Annotated in this window: 19 protein-coding genes; 7 read left to right on the forward strand and 12 right to left on the reverse strand. The window is 48.2% G+C overall.

All coding sequences use genetic code 11. The features are described from left to right. Positions 1–13: 13 nt before the first annotated feature. Together FYJ45_RS23275 and FYJ45_RS23280 are read right to left on the reverse strand one after the other, a co-directional pair. Complete coding sequence (locus tag FYJ45_RS23275; RefSeq protein ID WP_154467429.1) at positions 14–2,545, reverse strand: hypothetical protein; 2,532 nt, start codon at positions 2,543–2,545, stop codon at positions 14–16. Beyond that, complete coding sequence (locus tag FYJ45_RS23280; RefSeq protein ID WP_154467430.1) at positions 2,542–4,638, reverse strand: efflux RND transporter permease subunit; 2,097 nt, start codon at positions 4,636–4,638, stop codon at positions 2,542–2,544. Before FYJ45_RS23280 ends, FYJ45_RS23275 begins: the two co-directional genes overlap by 4 nt. Before the next feature lie 293 nt (positions 4,639–4,931). Here FYJ45_RS23280 and FYJ45_RS23285 point away from each other — a divergent pair, with 293 nt between their 5' ends. The 3 genes from FYJ45_RS23285 to FYJ45_RS23295 all read left to right on the forward strand — a co-directional run bounded on the left by FYJ45_RS23285 (position 4,932) and on the right by FYJ45_RS23295 (position 6,976). After that, a complete protein-coding gene (locus tag FYJ45_RS23285) occupies positions 4,932–5,576 on the forward strand; it encodes a TetR/AcrR family transcriptional regulator (protein ID WP_154467431.1) in 645 nt (214 codons plus the stop codon). 261 nt (positions 5,577–5,837) lie between these two features. Next, the gene (locus FYJ45_RS23290; RefSeq protein ID WP_025490325.1) at positions 5,838–6,101 is read left to right on the forward strand and encodes a CD3324 family protein; all 264 of its coding nucleotides are present in this window, start codon (positions 5,838–5,840) and stop codon (positions 6,099–6,101) included. Between the two features lie 176 nt (positions 6,102–6,277). Then, positions 6,278–6,976: a conjugal transfer protein gene (locus tag FYJ45_RS23295; protein WP_154467432.1), complete on the forward strand. Its 699-nt coding sequence runs from the start codon at positions 6,278–6,280 to the stop codon at positions 6,974–6,976. 234 nt (positions 6,977–7,210) lie between these two features. Here FYJ45_RS23295 and FYJ45_RS23300 read toward each other — a convergent pair whose 3' ends face one another. From FYJ45_RS23300 to FYJ45_RS23325, 6 genes are all read right to left on the reverse strand, one after another. Further along, positions 7,211–8,254: an electron transfer flavoprotein subunit alpha/FixB family protein gene (locus FYJ45_RS23300; protein ID WP_154467433.1), complete on the reverse strand. Its 1,044-nt coding sequence runs from the start codon at positions 8,252–8,254 to the stop codon at positions 7,211–7,213. Between the two features lie 28 nt (positions 8,255–8,282). Next, positions 8,283–9,068, reverse strand: a complete 786-nt coding sequence (locus FYJ45_RS23305) for an electron transfer flavoprotein subunit beta/FixA family protein (protein ID WP_021640412.1) — start codon at positions 9,066–9,068, stop codon at positions 8,283–8,285. Between the two features lie 53 nt (positions 9,069–9,121). After that, positions 9,122–10,276: an acyl-CoA dehydrogenase gene (locus FYJ45_RS23310; protein ID WP_154467434.1), complete on the reverse strand. Its 1,155-nt coding sequence runs from the start codon at positions 10,274–10,276 to the stop codon at positions 9,122–9,124. 150 nt (positions 10,277–10,426) lie between these two features. Next, on the reverse strand, positions 10,427–11,266 hold the full coding sequence (locus tag FYJ45_RS23315) for a 3-hydroxybutyryl-CoA dehydrogenase (RefSeq protein ID WP_021640410.1): 840 nt from the start codon (positions 11,264–11,266) through the stop codon (positions 10,427–10,429). Between the two features lie 202 nt (positions 11,267–11,468). Further along, positions 11,469–12,245 (reverse strand): enoyl-CoA hydratase-related protein, encoded by a 777-nt coding sequence (locus tag FYJ45_RS23320; protein ID WP_154467435.1) that lies wholly within the window; start codon positions 12,243–12,245, stop codon positions 11,469–11,471. Positions 12,246–12,363: 118 nt separating this feature from the next. After that, positions 12,364–13,545, reverse strand: a complete 1,182-nt coding sequence (locus tag FYJ45_RS23325) for an acetyl-CoA C-acetyltransferase (protein ID WP_154467436.1) — start codon at positions 13,543–13,545, stop codon at positions 12,364–12,366. Between the two features lie 306 nt (positions 13,546–13,851). On the opposite strand from FYJ45_RS23325, the gene FYJ45_RS23330 reads away from it, so the two are divergent. Beyond that, positions 13,852–14,451 carry a hypothetical protein gene (locus FYJ45_RS23330; protein ID WP_154467437.1) on the forward strand — a complete coding sequence of 200 codons (600 nt, stop codon included), beginning with the start codon at positions 13,852–13,854 and terminating at the stop codon, positions 14,449–14,451. A 235-nt stretch (positions 14,452–14,686) separates the two neighbouring features. On the opposite strand, the gene FYJ45_RS23335 is transcribed toward FYJ45_RS23330, so the two are convergent. The 3 genes from FYJ45_RS23335 to FYJ45_RS32385 form a co-directional block, all read right to left on the reverse strand. After that, a complete protein-coding gene (locus tag FYJ45_RS23335; RefSeq protein ID WP_207708449.1) occupies positions 14,687–14,995 on the reverse strand; it encodes a DegV family protein in 309 nt (102 codons plus the stop codon). Beyond that, positions 14,979–15,191 (reverse strand): hypothetical protein, encoded by a 213-nt coding sequence (locus FYJ45_RS23340; RefSeq protein ID WP_154467439.1) that lies wholly within the window; start codon positions 15,189–15,191, stop codon positions 14,979–14,981. Before FYJ45_RS23340 ends, FYJ45_RS23335 begins: the two co-directional genes overlap by 17 nt. A 171-nt stretch (positions 15,192–15,362) precedes the next feature. After that, positions 15,363–15,806 (reverse strand): group II intron maturase-specific domain-containing protein, encoded by a 444-nt coding sequence (locus FYJ45_RS32385; RefSeq protein ID WP_330588809.1) that lies wholly within the window; start codon positions 15,804–15,806, stop codon positions 15,363–15,365. Between the two features lie 35 nt (positions 15,807–15,841). Here FYJ45_RS32385 and FYJ45_RS23350 point away from each other — a divergent pair, with 35 nt between their 5' ends. The 3 genes from FYJ45_RS23350 to FYJ45_RS23360 are packed head-to-tail and all read left to right on the forward strand — an operon-like array spanning position 15,842 to position 17,749. After that, positions 15,842–16,735 (forward strand): tyrosine-type recombinase/integrase, encoded by an 894-nt coding sequence (locus FYJ45_RS23350; RefSeq protein ID WP_235930978.1) that lies wholly within the window; start codon positions 15,842–15,844, stop codon positions 16,733–16,735. Positions 16,736–16,778: 43 nt separating this feature from the next. Beyond that, complete coding sequence (locus tag FYJ45_RS23355; RefSeq protein ID WP_276892935.1) at positions 16,779–17,327, forward strand: tyrosine-type recombinase/integrase; 549 nt, start codon at positions 16,779–16,781, stop codon at positions 17,325–17,327. Then, positions 17,324–17,749 (forward strand): tyrosine-type recombinase/integrase, encoded by a 426-nt coding sequence (locus FYJ45_RS23360; protein WP_195841949.1) that lies wholly within the window; start codon positions 17,324–17,326, stop codon positions 17,747–17,749. The genes FYJ45_RS23355 and FYJ45_RS23360 overlap by 4 nt, the downstream gene beginning before the upstream one ends. Before the next feature lie 3 nt (positions 17,750–17,752). Here FYJ45_RS23360 and FYJ45_RS23365 read toward each other — a convergent pair whose 3' ends face one another. Next, a complete protein-coding gene (locus FYJ45_RS23365; protein WP_330588810.1) occupies positions 17,753–18,286 on the reverse strand; it encodes a reverse transcriptase domain-containing protein in 534 nt (177 codons plus the stop codon). Between the last annotated feature and the right edge of the window lie 36 nt (positions 18,287–18,322).

Genomic DNA, 18,322 nt, shown 5'->3' on the forward strand with positions numbered 1-18,322 from the left:
CATAGCAGGCGAGTCAGCTGTCCGCTTTGACCTCTGCTGTTTTAATAATGAATTTCACGCTGCCGTCCATTCCCTCAGGCAGCCTGGTGAAGGTCTTGTATTCCTTTCCGGAATCCGCCACAGCCTTCAGACGGTCCGTCACGGTTTTTGTATTATCTCCGAAAATATCCGTCAGCTTACTGATTCCTTCTTCGTCAAAACGGAACATACCATCCTTCAGGGTTCCTGCTCCTTCGTCCAGCGCCAGCGCCCCTTCCTGCAGGGAATGCGCGCCGTTTTCCAGGGTATCCACTCCGTCGGTGAGCGTCAGCGCTCCTTCATCCAGCTTTCCTGTCCCTTCCACCAGCCGGGCAGTGCCTTCCTTCAGCTGTGTGGTTCCTGTTTTCAGAGTACCGCTGCCTGCAGAAAGCGTAGCGGCTCCGTTTTTCAGTTCATCCAGGCCGCCCTTCAGCGTCCCGGCTCCTGAATCCAGCTTTTTGGCGCCCTCATTGAGTTCCCGGGCGCCGGATACTGCGCCTGCGGTCCCTTCCTTCAGAGCATTGGCGCCCGCAACCAGGGCCGGAACCCCTTTTTCCTGATCCGCCAGCTGCGTTAACCCGCCGTCCACCTGCCCAAGACCCGCATAAAGAGCCTGGGTCCCGGCACTCAGCTGAGCGCAATACTGCTTGATAGTAACAATGTCCGTCGCTTTCTGCACCGCATCGCTGCTCAGGCCCTGAACCACCTGATACACCTCCTCCAGCTGGTTCAGCTGTTCGCTGTAAGCAGAAACCTGTGCTTCATAGACAGCCTCCTCCCTGACGGCCTCCCGGTAGCTTTCCACCGCCCCCGATACCGCGTCCGCAGAGATGGTTGCCACCTCCTTCGTCTGAGTATCCACCGATACAATATCGTTGCCGCTGACACTTTCCACACTGCGGCCGGTCACTACCTCCACCTCTTCCGTGGAAGGTTGACATGCATTGTCCAGATCGGCCTGAGCCTGGCTGCACCGGGATCTGGCGGCATCCAGATTAGCCTGGGCGGTCTCCAGCGCTCCATTTGCATGACTCATCTGCTCCTCTATCATCTGGATTACAGGCGCCAAATCCTTTTCATAGGTATCAAAATAGGCGATTACCTTTTCATATAATGTTCCCATATTCTGTGCGATTGCCTCGGAACTGCCCAGGATCGGCGGCTGGTCGCCGCTTCCGGTTTCCATAGCCGTTTTCAACGCCGAAATCCCATTATTAACACCGGCAATTCCTTCCTGCAGGGCCCCCGCTCCGGCATCCAGCTTTCCGGCGCCGTCCACCAGGCTGCCGGTTCCCTCTACCAGGCTGTGGGTGCCGTCCTTCAGGCTCCCTGCCCCGTCGCTTAAGGAGGAAGCGCCGCTGTTGAGCTTATCTGCTCCCTCTGCCAGTGAAGATGCGCCCTCCTCCAGTTTTGCAGCGCCTTCGTCCAGTTCTCCGGACTTTTCATACAGCTCCCCGGTTCCTTCCTTCAGGCTCCCGGCGCCGTCCTTCAGGCTTACCACACCATCTGCCAGACTGTCCGTCCCTTCCTTCAGCTTTGCACTGCCGTCCTTTAAATCGGAGGTCCCGTCCTTCAGTTCATTGGATGCGGACTGCAGATCATTCATGGAATCATTCATTTCCTCCAGATCCAGGGAATCCGTGAGGGAAAAATCAGAAAGCATGTCACTCATGGCTATTGTCATAGTCATTCCCAGAGAAAAATTCTCAGCATCCGCGCTGACCTCCAGATAATCCGGAATGGCAAGCTCCTCCTCCGCCTGTTTCTTCTCCGCCTTTGACAAATCTTTTTTAAGTTCCTCCCAGTTCAGGCTTTCCTTCAGCCCCGGAAAAGCGATTCCCACCACAATGCTGTTGTTTCCTTCCGACAGCAGACGGCCGTTGGTAACTTCGATATTGGAAAAGGTATCCTGGGGCAAAAGCATACCGGACAGCATGGCAAAGGGGATATGTATTTCTTCCTTTCTACCGTTTACTTCAACGGTTCTCGTTTCTTTATTTTCATAATCCATACGGATGGTCACCCGTCCGCTCTTTCCCGCGATTTCCTCCGGCTTTACTTCTTTTCCGTCCAGCTTATAGGTAAGCTTCACCGCAACAGGCAGCTGTTTTTCCGTACTTCCCTGATAATAAATATCGGCTCCGTCCGCCTGCCAGGTAAGCCCGTTTTTCCCATCTGAGACAAATGTTTCGTAGCCCTTGACATTCTCGATATTCTGCAAATCCGATGCATCCTGCAAGGTGCTGCCACCGTCCTTATTTTTCAGCCAGTCGCTTACAATGATCTTCTCCACAGCGCCGGAAGCGTCCGCCAAAACATAAACGGTTTCCTCCTTTCCGGTTTCCGCACTGTGAGAAGGCGCTCCCTGACTGCTCAGCGCCTCTGTCAGCAGCGCCTCTTCCTCCGAAGCTGTAGCAGCGGTTTCCTCCGCCTTCTGCGCCCCGCACCCTGTCAGGCCAAGCAGCAGCGATGCGCTCAGGGTAAGACTGAGTATTTTCTGATATCCGTTTCTTTTTATTCTATTCATGCCTGTGAAGCCTCCTGTTCCTTTTCTGCTTTGTTTGTTTTCATTCCCCAGGTAGTCCTCCGGATCAGCGCGTCAAATACCATCAGCATGGAAGGAAGAATAAAAATAACCGATGCCATACTTATCAGCGCGCCTCTTGCCATCAGGGTGCACAGGGAACTTATCATATCAATATTGGAATAAAGCCCGACGCCAAAGGTGGCCGCAAAGAAGGACAATGCGCTTACCATAATGGATTTTACGCTGGTCTGGCAGGCCACGGAAACCGCCTGCGCCTTATCCGCCCCGCCCAGGCGCTCGCTTTTATATCTTGTGGTCATCAGAATGGCGTAATCCACTGTGGCGCCCAGCTGTATGGTTCCGATTACGATGGAGGCGATAAACGGTATGGCCGTGTCCGTATAATAGGGGATTCCCATATTGATAAATATCGCCAGTTCTATCACCGCCACCAGGACTACCGGAAGTGTGAGGGATTTGAATACCAGCAGGATGATGAGAAAAATAACCCCGATGGAAACAATGCTTACCGTGCTGAAATCATGATCCGTAATCCGGATTAAATCCCTGGTACATGGCGCTTCTCCTACCAGCATCGCGCCGGGATCATATTTTTTACTCACTGCGCTCAGCGTATCGCACTGAGCGTTCACTTCATCCGATGCCACCTTATAGCCGGAGCCAATGAGCAAAAGCTGCCAGTTTTCATCCTCCAGGGTCTCTGTAAGCTCAGCCGGCACCATTTCTCCGGGAAGTGCCGTCCCTTTCAGGGCATTCAGCCCCAGCACCCATTTTACGCCGTCCACCTTCTCAAGCTCATCCGTCATATGCCGGACATCCTTTGGTGAAACATCGCTGTCTACCAGCAGCATGTGCGTGGCATTCATATCAAACTCCGCATTCAGCTTATCGTTTGCCACAATGCTGGGGAGTGTCTTGGGAAGCGTTTCATCCAGGTTATAATAAACCTTCGTATGCGTATAGCCGAACACTGCCGGAGTCAGAGCCGCAACAAAAAGTACGGCAAACAGCCTGTAGTGCTTTGTAATAAATGCGCCGATTCCCTTCGGCTCCGGCAGCACTGCCCTGTGTCTTGTTTTTTCCAGCGCCCTGTCGAAAACAAGAATCATGGACGGCAATATGGTGATGCAGGCAATTACCCCGAACACAACACCCTTAGCCATCACGATTCCCAAATCCAGCCCCAGGGTAAAGCTCATAAAGCAAAGCGCCAGAAAGCCCGCCACCGTAGTAATGGAGCTGCCCACCACTGAGGTAATGGTTGCCGCGATCGCTTTTGCCATGGCATCTTTTTTACCCGTACCGGTCTGCTGCTGCTCCTGATAGCTGTGCCAGAGGAAGATGGAATAATCCATGGTTACTCCCAGCTGAAGCACCGCACTCAAAGCCTTGGTAATATAGGAAATCTGCCCCAGAAACACATTGGTTCCCAAATTATATAAAATCGCCATCCCTATGCTCAGCAGAAACAAAAAAGGAATCAGATAGGAATCCATGGTCAGGGACAGCACCAGGCAGGAAAGCAGAACAGCAATGCACACATAAACCGGCGCTTCCTTTTCCGACAGATTCTTTGTATCCGTGACCACCGCCGACATTCCGCTCAGGAAACAGTTTCTGTCCGCAACCCGCCGTATCTCCTCAATGGCCTTCATCGTCGCATCCGAAGAAGTCGTATCATCAAAAATAATGGCCATCAAGGTACTGTCCCCATGATTAAACGCCTCATACAGTTCATCCGGCAGCATCTCCATGGGAACCGAAATATCCATGGCCGCGTCATACCAGATAACCTTCTTTACATGCTCCACCTGCTCAATCTCATTCTTCAGCTCCGTAATTTCCTTTGGCGTCATCCCTTCCGCCACAAACATGGAAAAGGCGCCTGTACCAAACTCCTCCGTCAGAATATCCTGCCCCGCCATCGTCTCAATATCACCGGGAAGATAAGACAAAATATCATAATTCACCCGTGTTTTCGCATAGCCGATAACGGACGGCACCAACAACACTAACGCCGCTATCAGGATCGGAATCCTTAAAGCCACAATTCTCCTTCCAAACCTATCCATTCCCTGCACCTCTGTTTTTTATCACTATATGACCATTGGTCATTTTTGTTTACCTGTATTGTTATATCATTTAAATGACCATTGGTCAATATTTTTAATTATTAAATAACTATAAAGCCTGATATTTACCGTTTTCCACCCGACGCATTATCCCTCCGGCCTTTCTCTGCTATGGATATTACAGTGCCGCGGCCCTTTTGCCCCGGCAGTCCCTTTTTTTCCGTAAAGCATTTTCATTTGAAGGAATCTGCCTTATAATAAGGGAAATAAAAAACGGCAGGGAGTTATGGCCTATGGGAAAAGCGGAACGGAACAAGAAGCAGAAAAAAGACGCGCTATTAAATACCGCATTCGAACTGTTCACCAGTAAGGGAATTACAGACACCACCATTTCCAATATTGTTGATCGGGCAGGAGTGGCTAAGGGAACCTTTTATCTCTATTTCAAGGACAAATATGATATCCGCAACAAACTTATTGCCCATAAGGCCAGCCAGGTTTTCACAAAAGCGGAGGAGGCGCTCCATCAGACGGACATTACGCTGCTGGAGGATAAAATAATTTTCCTGGTGGATCATATTCTGGAGCAGTTTAATGAAGACAAGATCCTTCTGCGGTTTATTTCCAAGAATTTAAGCTGGGGGATCTTTAAAAATGAACTGCTTCATTCCTCTGACAGCTCTGATTTTGATTTCCATGAGCTGTATACCTCCGTATTCGAAAATGAAGCGTCAGACAAGCTTTACCGGAATCCTGAGGTGATGCTTTATCTAATCATAGAGCTTACCGGCTCCACCTGCTACAGCTCTATTTTATATGAGGAGCCCGTGCCCATACAGGAATTAAAGCCGTACCTGTTCCAGTCCATCCGCCAGATCATACGCGGCCAGGAAATTACCGGCGACGCTGTAGAAAATAGCAGGGTGAAAAAAGCATAACGTTGAATTTGGTTACTGTTCTAACAAAAATCCGAGATTAGTTGATACGGTATAAAGAATATGCTACACTAAAGCTACATCAGTTTTTAACAGTATATAAGGAAAGAAGGGGGTTATATGTGTATCAACACAAAAAATAAGAAGAAAGTTTTTCTCCATGCAAAGCCAGCAGATTGCGACGGTTGCATGGAGTAGATTTGGTCGCAAAATAATAATGCTGGCTTTTGGAACTTGACTATAATTATCAAGGAGGAAGCCTGCATGAAATATCTGAACGCAACATCTGTTCTTCCGGACACTTTGGTAAAAGAGCTGCAGAACTATGTTCAGGGTGGTTACATCTACATTCCAATAGAACAGGAACAGCAAAAACGTTGGGGAGAAGCTTCCGGCTATCGGCAGGAACTGGAACAACGTAATCAGCAAATCAAAAGGGAATATCGGAATGGTGTTTCCATTGAATGTCTGACTGAAAAATACTGTTTGTCTTTATATACTGTCCGGAAAATCATATATCAAAAATAATTGTAGGAGGCTGCCAGTCGCGGCCTCTTATATATATATATATATATATATATATATATATATTGGTTCGGTAGCATACTGTATATAGAAAAAATATTCCAATAACCGTAGAATAAAAGGGAAATCTATAATGAATTTATGAGGTGTTTACTCAGGCTTTATGAAAGGAAGCAATTATGTGTACCAGATTTGTTTATCATGGAAATGATATGATTACAGGCTTTAATTTTGATATTGACCTCTCTGTATGGAAGCATAAGGTGATTATGGATGAGGAACGTTTTTATATTGGAATCTTACGTCCGGATAGAACCTATCATTCTTATCATGGGGTTAATAAAAATGGGAATGTCGGTACGCTGCTTTACGTGCACGGCAATCCTGGCGGGGAATACCAGGCCAGCCCGGACTGCATGACAATTGCAGATTTGGCGGAAGAATTTATTAAAGGACAGATTACATTTGATGACGCGCTTCAGCTTGTAAGGGATAAAAAGATTACCTATGCGCCGGACGCCACTATGCAGGCGCTTCTGTCAGATATCCATGGGCGTGTTTTGATAATCGAGCCGGGATTGGGATATCGGGAAGAACATAAGAAATATTCCCTGATAACGAATTATTCTCTGATAGATCCGGAAAGCACAAAAAATTATATTGTGCCGGGTGATGACCGATATGAGCGGGCTTTGCAGTTATTGGACTGCTGCGGAAATGATTTCTCGGTATCCAACGCATATACTTTGCTTCATGCCGTCCGTCAGGAGGGTGCATGGGCTACCAGAGTATCCTTTGTTTACTCTGCAAAAGAACAGGCGGTGTATTATGTGGAGAATAACCGTTTTGAACACATTACAAAGTATGTATTTCCTTGACGGATAAAGAGCGGAACTTTATAAGCTGTGAAGCTATGATTTGACAAATAGAAAACAGGGACTCCGGAGAAAGCCATTCGGATAAACAGAATACTTTACATCCATGCAGGCAGGACAGCCAAGAGAAACATAAGAAGAAAAATAAAGAATACTGTTTTTTGTATAAAAAACCGCCGCCCTACGGCAAAACTGGTGTGATACCAGAACCGTAGGGCGGCGATGTTGTTCACCGCATTATTTTGCAGCTCTTGCTTCCCTGATCTTATTGGCAAGAATCGGAACGATCTTATTCAGATCACCAACGATGCCGTAATCAGCTACGTCAAAGATAGGAGCTGTCTCATCCTTGTTGATTGCAACAATGATGTCAGATTCTTCCATACCTGCCAGATGCTGAATTGCTCCGGAGATACCGATTGCAAAGTATACGTTGGGGCGAACGGTTTTACCGGTCTGTCCAACCTGAAGATCCTTGGGCTTCCAGCCTGCGTCCACAACTGCACGGGAGCAGCTTACTGTTCCGCCGATAGCTTCTGCAAGGTCATCCAGAATCTTGAAGTTCTCCGGGCTGCCAACTCCACGGCCGCCGGATACCAGGATTTTTGCATCCATAATATCAACGGTATCAACTACGGATTTAACAACTTCCATGATTTCAACATATTTGTTGTCCGGGGTAAAGCCGGGATTAAACTCTTCCACTACAGCCTTAGCGCCTTCTACCTTGGGCGCCTTCTGCATAACGCCGGGACGAACGGTTGCCATCTGAGGACGGAAGTTCGGGCAGGCGATAGTCGCGATGGTATTTCCACCGAATGCAGGACGGGTCATTAACAGCTGATTATGTTTCTGCTCCTGTCCGGGAACGGGATTTAACGGGAAATCTCCGATATCCAGCTGTGTACAGTCTGCAGTCAGACCTGTATGGATTCTTGCGGAAACACGGGGGCCAAGGTCACGGCCGATTGCGGTAGCGCCTACCAGCATGATTTCCGGTTTATATTTTTCAATTACAGAGGAAAGTGCATGGGCATAAGGCTCTGTTCTGTATTCCTTCAGTTCAGGATCGTCAACAACGATTACTCTATCAGCGCCATATGCAGCCAGCTCGTCAGCCAGTCCTTTTACTTCATAACCGATCAGTACTGCGGTTACTTCTGTTCCTAAATCCTTTGCCAGTTCTTTCCCTTTGCCAATCAGTTCAAATGCGATTCCGCTTACTACGTTATCAACCTGCTGTGCAAAGACAAATACTCCCTTATATTCTTCTAAATTCATCCTTATTCACCACACTTTTCTATTAATATTAAATAACGTGTTTTTCCTGTAATTTTCCTGTAATAAAGGAAGCTGCTTCATCAGGAGTATCAAAGGTAAACTTCTCTCCTGCTCCCTTTCTTACCTTATCAGATGCCTTAGCGATCTGAGTCGGTGATCCCTTCAGACCGAGGTTGGAATCGTCAACATCCTTCAGATCTGCTCTTCCCCATACGGTGATTTCTTTCTTGTATGCGTCGAAGATTCCGCCGGGTGTCATATAACGGGGCTCATTCAGTTCGCCCAGAGCTGTGATCAGGCAGGGCATTTTAGCTTTCAGGACATGATATCTGTCATCGAACTGACGCTCTACGATAACATTTTCGCCTTCGATTTTGATATTCTGTGCATAGGAAATAACCGGGATTCCCAGATGTTCGGAAATCTGAGGCCCAACCTGTGCGGTATCGCCATCGATAGCCTGACGGCCTGTAATAATCAGGTCATAATCCAGATTGCGGATAGCGCCTGCGATTGTCTGGGAGGTAGCCCATGTATCAGCGCCGCCCAGAACTCTGTCGGTTACCAGGATTCCGTTGTCAGCGCCCATAGCCATAGCTTCACGGAGAACCTCTTCTGCCTTGGGAAGACCCATGGTGATAACGGTAACCTCTGCGCCGTATTGATCTTTCAGTCTCAGTGCAGCTTCCAGACCTGCCTTGTCATCGGGATTCATGATCGTAAGCATTGCAGCTCTGTCAAGCGTACCATCGGGTTTGAATTTAACGCCGCCCTTTGTATCAGGTACCTGCTTAATACAAACAACAATTTTCATTGTATTTTCTCTCCTTGTTTATAATTTTCTTAAGATAACAGTCGTGCCGCAGCTTATTTCAGCAGTGCTCCGGAGATTACCATTCTCTGAACTTCGCTTGTTCCTTCGTAGATCTCGGTAATCTTGGCATCGCGCATCATACGCTCAACATCATATTCTCTTGTATATCCATAACCGCCGTGCAGCTGAACAGCCTTGGTTGTAACTTCCATTGCAACCTCTGCAGCGTACAGCTTAGCTTTTGCAGCTTCCACAGAATATACGGACTGGGTAGCCTTTGCCATAGCAGCCTTGTAAACAAGCAGCTGGGCACATTCAACCTTGGTAGCCATATCTGCAAGCTGGAACTGGGTGTTCTGGAAAGCGCCGATTGCTCTGCCGAACTGTTTTCTTTCTTTTACATAAGCGATGGTATTGTTAAGAGCGCCTTCAGCAAGCCCAAGAGCCTGTGCAGCGATACCGATACGTCCGCCGTCCAGAGTATGCATAGCGATACCAAAGCCCTTGCCTTCTACTCCCAGCAGGTTTTCCTTCGGGACTCTGCAGTCTGTGAAAATCAGTTCGTAGGTTGATGAACCGCGGATACCCATCTTCTTTTCTTTGGTACCAAAGGAGAAGCCGGGAGTTCCTTTTTCCACGATGAATGCAGAAATCATTTTTTTCTTTCTGCCTCTCTTATCTTCAACAACGCTTGTAACAGCGAAAATTACATAAACGTCAGCTTCTTTACCGTTGGTGATGAAAATCTTGGATCCGTTAAGCACCCACTCATCTCCATCCAGATAAGCCTTGGTCTGCTGTCCCTGTGCGTCAGTACCTGCGCCGGGCTCTGTCAGGCCGAATGCACCCAGTTTTTCACCCTTTGCAAGGGGAACCAGGTATTTCTGCTTCTGCTCTTCCGTACCATAGGTCATGATAGGATCGCAGCACAGAGATGTATGGGCGGATACGATAACACCTGTGGTGCCGCATACCTTGGAAAGCTCTTCCACGCACATAGCGTAGGTCAGAGGATCGCAGCCCTGTCCGCCGTATTCCTTCGGAACCGGAATTCCCAGAAAACCAAGCTTAGCCATTTTTTCAACGGTAGCCCTGGGGAACTCCTCTGTTTCGTCAACCTCCTGTGCAAGAGGCTTTACTTCTTTTTCTGCAAATTCTCTGAAAAGAGTTCTTGCCATCTCATGCTCTTTGCTTAAAGTAAAATCCATGATTATTTACTCCTCCGTTTTTATCTTTATTATTGCGAAAGCAGCGGGCCTGAGTCAGGAATTCCCGGCTCCGGCGGCCGCCTGCAGGGGATAAGCCCTGCCGCTTACTGCGCCTTTTGCCCGCCGTTCCGTAATCTGCTGCGGGATATTTTACTTGCTGTAGTCATAGAAGCCCTTGCCGGTCTTCTGTCCAAGCTGTCCGCCGCGAACCATCTTCTTAAGCAGTGTATGAGGACGGTATTTCGGATCGCCTGTTTCGGATTCCAGAACTTCCATGATAGCCAGAACGATATCCAGTCCAATCATATCGCCCAGAGCCAGAGGTCCCATGGGATGATTAGCGCCCAGCTTCATAGCCGTATCGATATCTTCTACGGAAGCAACGCCTTCAGCATAGATGCCGATAGCTTCGTTGATCATCGGAACAAGGATTCTGTTTACTACGAAACCTGCAGCTTCGTTAACCTGTACAGGTGTTTTGCCGATAGCTACGGAGATTTCCTTAATTGTTTCCACTACGCTTTCAGGTGTGTTCAGTCCTGCAATAACCTCAACCAGCTTCATAACAGGAGCGGGATTGAAGAAATGCATTCCGATAACGGGTCTGTCAAGGCCAGCGCCGATTTCGGTAATGGACAGGGAAGATGTATTGGTAGCGAAGATGCAGTCCTTCTTGCAGATATCCTGCAGCTCTTTGAAAGTCTGCTTCTTGATTTCCATATTCTCCAGAGCAGCTTCAACAACCAGATCACAATCTGTGCAGATAGTCTTCACACCTGTTGTGATTTTAGCAAGGATAGCGTCAGCGGCAGCCTGCTCCATTTTACCCTTTGCCACTCTCTTAGACAGAGTCTTAGCAATTCTGTTCTTTCCGTTTGCAGCGAATTCCTCATTGATATCACACAGAAAAACCTCATACCCTTCCGTCTGAGCAAAAGCCTGCGCAATACCAGAACCCATTGTACCTGCACCAATAATACCAACCTTCATCTGATTAAACCTCCTACAAGATATGTTTTAGTTGAGCCGGGCGTGGACCGGATTGTAAAAGCTGAGCGGCGAGCTTGCTCACCGACCAGTTTTTACAATCCGGCCCACATGCGGCGAAGCCGCACAGCGAAAGGCCGCAGGCCTTGAGCCTCCCGGCGGATTTCCGGTAACCAATCCCTTAAGTCCTTAATCCCTTAAGTCCTTACTTATTCAAAAAATTCTCCACTTTCCTCTTCTCCAGGAAAGCAGCCATTCCTTCCTTCTGGTCATAGCTCTCGAAGCAGTCGCCAAACAGCTTCTCTTCGATTACAATCGCCTCATCCATATCCGCATCCAGACCATCGTTAATAGCCTTCTTGCAGTTTCTCACAGCGATCGGCGCATTCTTGGCAATTCCCGCCGCCATCTTCTCAGCAGCAGCCATAAGCTCGTCCTGTGTATAAACCGCATTCACCAGGCCAATTCTCAGAGCCTCGTCAGCCTTAATATTCCTTGCCGTATAGATCATCTGCTTAGCCATTCCAGGTCCAACCAGACGTGCCAGTCTCTGTGTGCCGCCGAAACCAGGTGTGATTCCCAGGCCAACCTCAGGCTGTCCGAATACTGCATTATCAGAACAGATTCTGATATCACAGCTCATGGAAATCTCACAGCCGCCGCCCAGTGCAAAGCCGTTAACAGCTGCAATAACAGGAATCGGGAATGTCTCCAGCTTACGGAAAACATCATTTCCCTTCTTACCGAAGGCCTCGCCCTCCGCCTTGGTCAGAGTGCTCATTTCTCCGATATCAGCACCGGCAACGAAGGACTTTGCCCCTGCGCCTGTCAGAATCAGACATCTTACCTCTTCCAGATTCACAGCATCCAGAGTTTCATTCAGTTCATCAAGAACCTGGGAATTCAGAGCGTTCAGCGCTTTTTCACGGCTGATGGTGATAACTGCGTAGGAACCCTTCTGTTCATATACAATGTATTCCATAGTACTCATCCTTTCTATATCACCGTCTTTTATGACGGGAATTTTTCAGCTATCCCTGTGCATAACGAATGATTAGCAGACCGCAAAGTCCGCTAATCATTCAGTTTAGAAGCCTATATCAGTCTCTTTCTACGATGGTTGCGCAGCCCATGCCGCCGCCGATGCACAGAGTTGCAAGGCCCTTCTTAGCATCAGATTTAACCATTTCGTGAAGCAGAGTAACCAGAATACGGCATCCGGAAGCTCCTACGGGATGTCCCAGCGCAATAGCGCCGCCGTTTACATTCAGCTTGTCATTGTTAATGCCAAGATCATGTGCAACAGCAAGAGACTGTGCGGCAAAAGCTTCATTGGCTTCAATCAGATCGAAATCATCGATGTTCATTCCGGTCTTAGCCATAACCTTTCTGGTTGCTGCAACAGGTCCGATTCCCATGATGGTGGGATCCACGCCTGCCAGTGCTCCCGCTACCCATGTTGCCATAGGGGTTACGCCCAGCTCTTTTGCCTTTTCTTCGCTCATAACCACAACTGCTGCCGCGCCGTCATTGATTCCTGAAGAGTTCGCAGCGGTTACGATGCCGTCTTTCTTGAATGCAGGACGAAGCTTTGCAATGCCTTCTGCGGTGGTTCCCGGACGAGGGCCTTCATCCTTATTGAAAATAATGGTTTCTTTTTTCTTCTTAACTTCTACAGGAACGATTTCATCATCAAACTTTCCTGCTTCCTGAGCTGCAACAGTCTTCTGCTGGCTCCATGCAGCGAACTCGTCCAGCTGCTGTCTGGTCAGCCCCCACTGCTCTGCGATATTTTCTGCAGTGATGCCCATATGATACTGATTGAATGCATCTGTAAGAGCATCGTTCACCATGGTATCAACCATAGTTGCGTTGCCCATTCTATATCCGTAACGTCCCTGAGGGATTGCATAAGGAGCCATGGACATGTTTTCCATACCGCCTGCAACAACGATATCCGCATCTCCTGCAAGAATCATCTGTGCAGCCTGGTTCACACAGTTCAGACCGGAACCGCATACAACGTTCATGGTAACAGCCGGAACTTCGATAGGCAAACCAGCTTTGATAGATGCCTGACGTGCCACGTTCTGTCCCAGGCCAGCCTGGATAACACATCCCATATATACCTGATCAACTGCTTCGGGAGCAACTCCCGCTCTGTTTAAAGCTTCCTTGATAACGATAGCACCCAGCTCCGCTGCCGGAGTTGTGCTTAAGGCCCCGCCCATTGTACCGATGGCTGTACGGCATGCACCTGCCAAAACGATTTTCTTTGCCATGTTTTTTCCTCCATATTCATTAAAAACTGCGAATTTACTGGGTTCTGACGGTATTGTTAATTTTTTGTCATTGCCCACAGCTTTTATTATAGCATAGAGAATATTTAATAGCAAGGATTTTTCGATGCTCAATAACAGGAAACTTTTTGGCGGAAGAAACCTGACTAAAATAGTATAAAAACTAATAAAATTTAAATAAAAAAAAGTTTTGCAGCTCCTCCGGATATACTCCCGCACGGAAGAACCTCTCGGTTTTTCAGTCATATAATGATAAAAAAGACTATTTTGTCTCTCAAGAGGTTAGATATGGCCACTGATAATTTAGGTTCCATCGTATCCCTGGGTAATGTTCTCCGGATTGACAACGCTGTTATTGATGAGGTTTTTTTCTCAAATAACAACACCGGATATATCCTTATCTCCTATTCCGTCCCATGGCAGAGCGGAATTACCACGACAGACCAGCTGCAGCTTAACGTAAATAACAATACCGTTATCCTGAATTCCTTCCGACTGCCGATATGTCTCTGTGATCTGCGCGAGGGAATGCGGGTCGATGTCACCTTTTCGCCCCGTATGACAAGAAGCATCCCGCCGCAGAGCAATGCATTTTCAATCACTGTAAGACGCCCGTCGCGGCCTCCTGTTGCACCGCCAAGTGTAACAACAGCACGAATCCTCTGGATTGATGCAAATAATAACCGGTTGATCACCGTTTCGCAAAACAATATAAACAGACAGATGGTATTTTTCATAACAAATTCCACAATTATTCTGAACAGAAACGGTTTCCCAATCCCTCTGCGCGCTCTCCGTCCCGGACAGCTGGTGCAGATATCACACTCTAATTTCCAGACGGCAAGCATACCGCCAATCGCCACGGCGTTCCGGATTCAGGTAATATAGCATTTATTTAAACTGCCTGCCGGAAGCATATAAAAAGGGAGCCTCAGCAAAAATTCCGTTCCAGCGGAATTTTTGCTGAGGCTCCCTTTTTATCATCATTCGCAATATATACGGTTTCAATAGAGATTTACTTTTTATCTGCGATATCCAGTCTTATCACCACCCATGGCAGGGCGGCTGAAGTAAATCTCCCATATTGCATCCTTTCATGCACTCCGGCATTCTGCGGACAGCATCAGTTCAGGAAAACGGCAACCGCATTCGCTCCAGGACCTACGTGTACCCCGATTACAGAACCAACCGGAACTGTCTTTTTGTATTCCGCATCAAAATGTTCCTTAATAAATGCCTCAAATCCGCTGACACATTCCTTTTTTCCTGTAAAGCCAATATTGTAGCCTCTTGTCTTGTCCATCCCGCCGTCTTTCTCAATTGTTTTAAGCACCTTGTCCCAAGCGCTTTTCTGGCCTCTGGCAAGCCCGGCCACACGTACTTCCCCGTATCTCACGGACAGAATGGGCTTAAGGTTAAGCGCGCTTCCCACTACCATGCCCGTTGTGGACAGGCGTCCTCCCTGTTGCCGCCTTATTGTCAGTTCTTACCGAAGGTACCGGGATGCCCTTCATCTTCTTATCAATAAGAACCACAGGAAAATCATCCAGATACAGCTGCAGGATAGCAGGACTGTAATTCTTTCCATGACAGGGCATGATTATCATGCCATCCACATGAAGCGACATAAGAAAATGGATCTCCTCCGTTTCCCTCTCCCTGTCTCCATAGGAAAATCTGACAATCAGACTGTATCCTGTCTTTTTAGCGAGACGCGCTTTTTTCTCTAGCTGCGTCCGCCGGGTACGATCGGGTAGGTTAGCTATCTGATGTACCTGCCACTCTTCTAACTTTAGTGCTTAGAGATTCCGATACCTCGTTTTCACTTTCTTCCACTGTTTCCAGTATATTGCCCGGATTCTCCGACGTAGCCATTCATCTGTCTCTGCCATCAGCCCCTTCATGTCCGCAAGTTTGTAATATTTAATCCCCCCTCTGACATACTCCGTTAGTTTCTGTCTCCGGTATTCATTTCCCCATCCTTTGCTTTTCCGGGTAATTTCCCATATCCGGTCTTTCATTTTCCTGACCGTTTTCGGATGCACCCGGAATCTGCATTTCCCTTTATTTCGGTAAAATGCATATCCCAGATACTTTATCTTGCTTACATGCCACACTGTTGTTTTGGCTCGGTTCACTTTCAGGAACAGTTCCTCTTCTATATAGGGAATGATATTCCCAAGCGTCCGCTCCGCGCTCTTTCTGCTTTTGCAGAATATCAGCGCATCGTCCGCATACCTCACAAACCGGTGTCCCCTTTCATATCGGAGGTGCCTTTATGGACAAAACATACTTACCAGACCTGATCTCAGGACTGAAACAGGAACTGCTCCGGCTTGGCTATACCAAAGGGAGCATGACCTTTTATCGCCGGCGTTGGAACCAGCTGATGGCCTATGCGGAAGACAGGGGTGAATGCTATTACACGGAACAGCTTGGCATGGACTTCCTGAAAGAGTTCTTCGGGATCACGCAGGAAGATTTCTCAAGGACACTGCCGCAGGCAGAAACACAGGAAATCCGTGTAGTACGTATGGTTGGGGATTTTCAGCTCCACCATGCGGTGCTGCGGCGTTATCTCAAGCATAAGGAAATACTGACAACCCCGTTTTTTGTGGATATCCGCAGCCGTTTCCAGAGTTCCTGTGAGAAAAAGGGCTATTCACAGGTGACTACGGAGCATTATGTGAAGCAGTCTTCCTACCTGATGGATTATCTGGCCGCACAGGGGATGGATGATTTCACAGCAGTCACTCTGGATACGGTCAATGCCTATATCAGGACACTGGCAGGTTTTTCCTACAAAACAGTGGAGCAGCATATTTGTTCCCTGCGTGCCTTTTTCCGTTTTCTGAACCAGGAAGGGATCATGCAGGATGACCTTGCGGCAAAAATGCCCATGGTGAAAGCCAGGAAGCAGACTGCCATCCCTTCGGTCTGGACCCAGGAAGAACTGAAGCAGCTGGTCGGGGCCATTGACCGGGGAAGCCCGAAAGGCAAGCGCGACTATGCCATCATCCTGATTGCGGCCGTCTGGGGCTGCGCTGCACAGACATCAAAAACCTGTGCTTTGAAAACTTCAACTGGACAGAGAAAAAACTCTGTTTTACCCAGTCCAAAACAGGGCAGCCCATGGAACTGCCGCTTGTCCCGGATGTGGGCTGGGCAGTGATAGATTACCTGAAATACGGGAGAACCATTGTTCACGGGCTTCGGTGGTACGCCAGTTTTCAAAATACCTGGACAGCATCGGGATCAGCGCGTGGATACTCCCAAAGAATTATTATCCCGCCGGCCAGCAGTATGTGCCGCATATTTATACCCCTGAAGAACTCAGGCGTTTCTTTGCGGAAACAGATAAGTGCCGCCTGTGCCCGGAAGTCCCTTACAGGCATCTGGTGATGCCAGAGTTCTTCAGGCTGCTCCTTTCCTGTGGGCTGCGGTGTTCGGAAGCCCGGCTGCTCACGGTGCGGGATGTTGACCTGCATCAGGGGATACTGACGGTCCGTAATTCAAAGAACCATAACAGCCGCCTGGTCCCGATGCCGGAATCCATGACACTGAGGCTGCGCAGGTATGCCGGGGAGGTCCATCCTTTTCCAGAGCCTTCCGGATATTTTTTCCCGGGTTACGGCGGAAAGCCGATGACGCTGGGAAATATCTATAAAAACTTCCGGCGCTTTCTCTGGAAGGCCGGCATCCCCCCAATCCTGTGCTGGTCCTTACCGGAAAGGGTAACAAAACACGGCGGGTTCCTGTCATGAAGAATACGGCTGCGCTCGTAGAAGCATATATCTCCGAGAACAGGCTGGATCTGGCACATAAAGCCAGTTACCCGCTTTTTACGAACAGACAGCACAACCGGCTGACGAAGGAAGGAGTTGCTTATATCATCAACAAATACGCCGTTATGGCACACGAAATATCTGATAAAGTACCGGAGAAGGTAAAGTGCCATATGCTGCGCCATTCCAAGGCGGTCCATCTGCTACAGGCAGGCGTAAACCTAATCTATATCCGTGACTTTCTGGGCCACAGCGATATCAAAACTACAGAGATTTACGCAAGGGCCGATACGGAGCTGAAGCGAAAGGCCCTGGAGAACGCTTACCCGGATCTGGTAGATTCCAATCTGCCGGACTGGAGCGAAAACGGTGACCTAATGGAGTGGCTGTCCGAGTTGTAATGGCTATAAGTAGAATACTATGCAAAGTAAAAACTGAGAGAATCTTTTATTTATAAGGAAAAACAGTACATTCTTTGCATAGTGTTCTGCTTTGCATAGTCCGCCCTGTGGTACGCCTTCCTCCGTTTTCTCAAAGAATCCATTCTGTATTACTCCTGCGTTCAGGTATTTGTGTATCAGTGACACCACTCGCCCGTCTTTTATTGTACGTGACAGCACTTCTATCAGCTTGCTGTGGCTCACCGTGTCAAAGAATTTTTCCAAATCCATGCTTACTACATACACATATCCCTCATCCACATTTTTCTTACAGGCTTTTAATGCTCCGTGCTGGTTCCTTCCTGGTCTGAATCCGTAACTGTTCTCTGAAAACTGCGGTTCAAACAGCGGGAGCAGTTCTTGTGTGACTGCTTGCTGGATAACCCGGTCTACTACTGTCGGTATCCCTAATTTCCTGACCTTGCCCTTTTCCTCTTTGGGTATTTCCACCCTGCGGACTGGATTGGGTTTGTATTTTCCTTCCCGTATCAAGTTCATCCACCTGCATTCCGTCTATTCCACCTTTGCCTTTAT

Source organism: Eisenbergiella porci (genome assembly GCF_009696275.1).
GTDB classification, from domain to species: Bacteria; Bacillota; Clostridia; order Lachnospirales; family Lachnospiraceae; genus Eisenbergiella; species Eisenbergiella porci.